Source organism: uncultured Bifidobacterium sp., from assembly GCF_959020145.1.
Taxonomy (GTDB): Bacteria; Actinomycetota; Actinomycetes; order Actinomycetales; family Bifidobacteriaceae; genus Bifidobacterium.
In genome coordinates, this window is sequence record NZ_CAUEQY010000066.1 from 1 (window position 1) to 4574 (window position 4574).

Sequence of the window (4574 nt, forward strand, 5' to 3'; positions counted from 1 at the left end):
ATGCGAAATTTCCCGCGGGACGGCTAGACTGAGGGACATTATGGCAGCATTTAGTTCTTTGACAGATAGGCTCTCGAATGCGTTCAAGCATCTGAAGAGCAAAGGCAAGCTTTCCGAGGCTGATATCGATGGTACGATCCGCGAAATCCGCCGCGCGCTGCTCGACGCCGACGTGGCGCTCGACGTGGTGCGTTCCTTCACCGGCCGAATCCGCGAGCGTGCGCTCGGCACCGAGGTTTCCCAGGCGCTGAATCCGGCCCAGCAGGTCGTGAAGATCGTCAACGAAGAGTTGACGGCCGTGCTTGGCGCTGGCGTTGACCGACCGCTGAATTTTGCGAAGAATCCGCCGACCGTCATCATGCTCGCCGGTCTTCAGGGTGCTGGTAAAACCACCCTCGCAGGCAAACTCGGCTACTGGCTGAAGGATTCCGGCCACACTCCGCTGTTGGTCGCGGCCGATTTGCAGCGTCCGAACGCAGTGACGCAGCTGCAGGTGGTTGGCGAACGTGCAGGCGTGCCCGTGTACGCTCCGGAAAAGGGTGTGCAGTCCGATGGTGGCGAAGCCGTTGCTTCCCCGGGTCTGACCACCGGCGATCCGGTGAAGGTGGCGCGTGACGCTGTTGCGCTGGCCAAGCAGAAGCTGTACGACACGGTCATCATCGATACCGCAGGCCGTCTCGGCGTTGACGAAGAGCTGATGAAGCAGGCTCGCGATATTCGCGACGCCGTGCAGCCGAACGAAATCCTGTTCGTAATCGACGCGATGATCGGTCAGGATGCCGTGCAGACGGCGAAGGCGTTCGATGAGGGCGTGGACTTCACCGGCGTGGTGCTTTCGAAGCTTGATGGCGACGCCCGTGGCGGTGCCGCGCTTTCGGTCGCCTCCGTTACCGGCAAGCCGATTCTGTTCGCTTCCACTGGCGAAGGTCTGAAGGATTTCGAGGTTTTCCACCCGGATCGTATGGCTTCCCGCATTCTCGATATGGGCGATATTCTTACCCTGATCGAGCAGGCGCAGAAGCAGTTCGATGAGGAAGAGGCTCGTAAGGCCGCCATCAAGATTTCCGATGGTTCCTTTGGTTTGGATGATTTCCTCGATCAGCTGCAGCAGGTGCGCAAGCTTGGTCCGATGAAGAATCTGCTTGGCATGATTCCGGGTATGGCCGCGCATCGTAAAGAACTTGAGCAGTTCGACGAGAGGGAAATCGATCGTACTGAAGCCATTATTCGTTCGATGACTCCTGCGGAACGTCGTGATCCTTCGATTATTGACGGTTCTCGTCGAGCTCGTATCGCTTACGGTTCCGGCGTGACCGTTTCGCAGGTGAACGCGCTGTTGCAGCGTTTCGAGCAGGCCGCGAAGATGATGAAGCGTATGAGCAACAAGGCCGGCGCTGGCATGCCTGGCTTTGGCGGCCCAGCCATGGGCGGGGGCAAAGGCAAGGGCAAAGGCAAGAAGGGCAAGAAGAAGGGCGGTAAGTCCGGCAATCCGATGAAGCGCGAGGCTGAAGAGAAGGCATTGCGCGACAAGCTTGCCGGCAAGAACTCCGACGGTAAGTCTTCCGGCGGTTCCGCTTTTGCCAAGAAGCCGCAGAATCCTGCACTTCCCGCCGGATTGCAAGACTTGATGGGCGATGCCGGTGAGCTGCCGCCGAACTTTGGCGGCGGACTGTCCGGCTTGCTGCACTAAAGCAAGCGACGCGAAAACGGTAACGTATAAAAGGGGATGTGATTCAAGACGAATCGCATCCCTTTTTTGCGTACTCCAATCAGCTGTTTTCAGCTGAATCGACTACCTTATAATCGCCATCAACTACTTCAACGTCAACGTGGCAGCAAGCGCAAGATGATCGCTACCTTCAACGCAGAACGAACTCACGTCGGAAGCGTCCAATCCCTTGGTGAAAAGCACATGGTCGAGAATGATGCGCGGCCACGGCAGCCATGATGGGAACGTGGCATGACGGCCCTTCGCCTCGCACAAGGCCGCATCCTTGAAGCCCGCATTCAGCAGCTTGCGGAAGCTTGGATGATCGGTACCGGAATTCAAATCACCCAACACAACGGTGATGTCGCCCTGCTTCTGAGTGGTCGCCAACTCCCCCAAACCGATGATGCCGGCGGACCATTCCCTGCATCCGCGCATCGGAGACTTCGGATGTGCCGAAACAAACGTGATGCCGCGCATCGAATCGATCGGGAAGCACACGCCCGGCACGTCGGCCGCGGGAATCACCGCAGTGACCGGAGACATGTCGCTTGGTTCAATACGAATCCACACACCGTTGAATCCGCCATTGTCCGTTCCCTTGCTCTCCCCCAACTGACGGTACGGAAGCAAATCAGACAATCCCGAAGCGTCCAATTGCGCAACCAGATCGTCCGTCAATTCCTGCAATGCAAGTACTGCAATATCATGTTTTTTGACCGCACTGACGATTGCCGCAGCGTTGGCGCGACCGAATCGGCAGTTCAGCGTCATCACACGGAAACGGCCATGTTTCGCGGATTCCGTAACAGCTTCATTGCCTGTTTCACGAGATGTTTCACGCTTTTCCGCAAGTTTTTCGGCGACCCTCTGCGCAGTATTGGGAGAATTGAGATTTTCCATCCAATATGCGATTTTGCGCAGCAGCGACGCAAAACAGACCACCGCAGCGACTCCCCCGAGAGCCGGCTCATGCAACGCGAAACCGGCGACGGCGATCGCAAGCGTCGGAATCCACAGCAACGGAATCAACGCAATCAAGTACGGCAGCGGCAAATGGCCATCCCAACCAGCCGGCATCTCGCCAAGCGCAATCCATACAACGCAAATAATCAACGCAATCCAAAGCGCGATAATCATTCAGGCAACTCCCCCTATGCAAACCGTTCACTCCGAACGGATATACGCAAACTCGGAACCTCCAAGTGTAGCCAGCCTGCCTGATTCCGACGATTCCGCCATGTAGACCCACGCAAACATCTCACGAATGCCAGCAAATGTCCGATTCTGCCGATTCGGTCATTCAAGGCATCACATTCGCCGCATAATTGACCGTTTCCGCAGAATCAGACAAACGACTTCCCGGTTTTGCACGGATTCGGAAAGTCACATAGAGCGGGAAACATCCTAAGACCCATCCGTCCGTACCCCACGGTTATACTTGGTAAGTTATTCGCGCGCGCGAGGCCCTCTAACTATCGCGTGACGTGAGGAACATGTGGGTTTCGGATTCCGTGCCCCACACAGAAAACGAAACGCACACCCCTAGTTATACAAGGAGAGCCATTTTGGCAACCAAGATTCGTCTGAAGCGCATGGGTAAGAAGTTCTACGCGTTCTACCGCGTGGTGATCATGGATTCCCGTACCAAGCGTGATGGCCGCGCCATCGAAGAGATCGGTACCTACAATCCGAACACCCAGCCTTCGACCATCGTTATCGATTCCGAGCGCGCTCAGTACTGGCTCGGCGTTGGCGCTCAGCCGACCGAGCAGGTGCTGAACCTGCTGAAGATCACCGGTGACTGGCAGAAGTTCAAGGGCCTTGACGGTGCTGAAGGCACCCTGAAGACCGTTGAGGCCGGCCCGGATGCCGCCGCTCGCGTTGAGGCCGTTGAGGCTCAGGCTCAGAAGCTGAAGGCTGCAAAGTCCGAAGCTGACGCCAAGGCCAAGGCTGAAGCCGAAGCCGCCGCTACCGAGGAAGCTCCGGCTGAAGAGCCGGCTGCGGAAGCTGAGTGATCATGCTCGCCCAGGCTGTGGAACATCTGATTAAGAACATCGTCGATTTTCCCGACGACGTTTCGGTGAAGTCCCATGAGAACGCGCGTGGCGAACTCATTCGCGTGCGCGTCAACCCGGAAGACATCGGTCGCGTCATCGGACGCAGCGGACGCACGGCAAATGCGATTCGCGCCGTGGTGCAGGCACTGTCCGACCACAAGGTGCGCGTCGACATCATGGACGTGCGCAGGTGAGATCCTAGCGTGGTGCGTGATATGCATTCCGACGACCCTCAACAGCTTGAGCTGCTGAGGGTCTGTCGTATCGGGCGTGCGCAGGGGCTCAAGGGCGAGGTCACCGTGCAGATCTTTACGGACGAACCGGAATACCGGTTCGCTCCCGGTGCTGTGTTGTACACGAAAGACGGCGAAGAAGAGTATGTGGTGGAGAACTCCCGTACTTTCAAGAACCGTTGGATCATCAAGTTCGAAGGCATTGACAACCGCGACCAGTCCGAAGCGGCCAACGGCATTGTGCTGTATGGCGAGGCGGACGATCCGGAAGACATGCTTGAAGCCGACGAATGGTATCCGAAAGACCTTATTGGCCTTAAGGCGCGACTGGCTGAAAACAATACGCTTGGTCTCGAACCGGGCGTGGTGGTCGGCAAAGTCGTTGACGTGATAGAAGTGGCCCAATGGCTGCTGAAGATTCGTCTCGCCAATCCGGTGAAGGATGCCGACGGCGCTGTGGTTGAGAACAGCGCGCTCGTGCCATTCGTGGACGAGCTCGTGCCAGACATCGACCTCGAAGAGGGCTATCTGACCCTCGATCCGCCTGGAGGTCTTATTCCGGGTCTGTGATCG

At 57.3% G+C, this 4574-nt stretch carries 5 protein-coding genes; 4 read left to right on the forward strand and 1 reads right to left on the reverse strand.

What is annotated here, in order from left to right:
* Nucleotides 1-40: 40 nt before the first annotated feature.
* The gene (ffh, locus tag Q5H33_RS08110) at nt 41-1690 is read left to right on the forward strand and encodes a signal recognition particle protein (RefSeq protein ID WP_004220182.1); all 1650 of its coding nucleotides are present in this window, start codon (nt 41-43) and stop codon (nt 1688-1690) included.
* Nucleotides 1691-1813: 123 nt separating this feature from the next.
* Here ffh and Q5H33_RS08115 read toward each other — a convergent pair whose 3' ends face one another.
* The gene (locus Q5H33_RS08115) at nt 1814-2848 is read right to left on the reverse strand and encodes an endonuclease/exonuclease/phosphatase family protein (RefSeq protein WP_302423954.1); all 1035 of its coding nucleotides are present in this window, start codon (nt 2846-2848) and stop codon (nt 1814-1816) included.
* Between the two features lie 428 nt (nt 2849-3276).
* Between Q5H33_RS08115 and rpsP the strand changes: the two genes are divergently transcribed.
* The 3 genes from rpsP to rimM are packed head-to-tail and all read left to right on the forward strand — an operon-like array spanning nt 3277 to nt 4571.
* Nucleotides 3277-3726, forward strand: a complete 450-nt coding sequence (rpsP, locus tag Q5H33_RS08120; protein ID WP_022244614.1) for a 30S ribosomal protein S16 — start codon at nt 3277-3279, stop codon at nt 3724-3726.
* A 2-nt stretch (nt 3727-3728) separates the two neighbouring features.
* Nucleotides 3729-3962 carry an RNA-binding protein gene (locus Q5H33_RS08125; RefSeq protein ID WP_022244613.1) on the forward strand — a complete coding sequence of 78 codons (234 nt, stop codon included), beginning with the start codon at nt 3729-3731 and terminating at the stop codon, nt 3960-3962.
* A 21-nt stretch (nt 3963-3983) separates the two neighbouring features.
* Nucleotides 3984-4571 (forward strand): ribosome maturation factor RimM, encoded by a 588-nt coding sequence (rimM, locus tag Q5H33_RS08130; protein ID WP_302423955.1) that lies wholly within the window; start codon nt 3984-3986, stop codon nt 4569-4571.
* Nucleotides 4572-4574 lie beyond the last annotated feature (3 nt).

Bases quoted from the DNA above. Each gene is read 5' to 3' on its own strand.
- ffh (WP_004220182.1), top strand. From the start codon at position 41: ATGGCAGCATTTAGTTCTTTGACAGATAGGCTCTCGAATGCGTTCAAG.
- Q5H33_RS08115 (WP_302423954.1), bottom strand. From the start codon at position 2,848: ATGATTATCGCGCTTTGGATTGCGTTGATTATTTGCGTTGTATGGATT.
- Q5H33_RS08125 (WP_022244613.1), top strand. From the start codon at position 3,729: ATGCTCGCCCAGGCTGTGGAACATCTGATTAAGAACATCGTCGATTTT.
- rimM (WP_302423955.1), top strand. From the start codon at position 3,984: ATGCATTCCGACGACCCTCAACAGCTTGAGCTGCTGAGGGTCTGTCGT.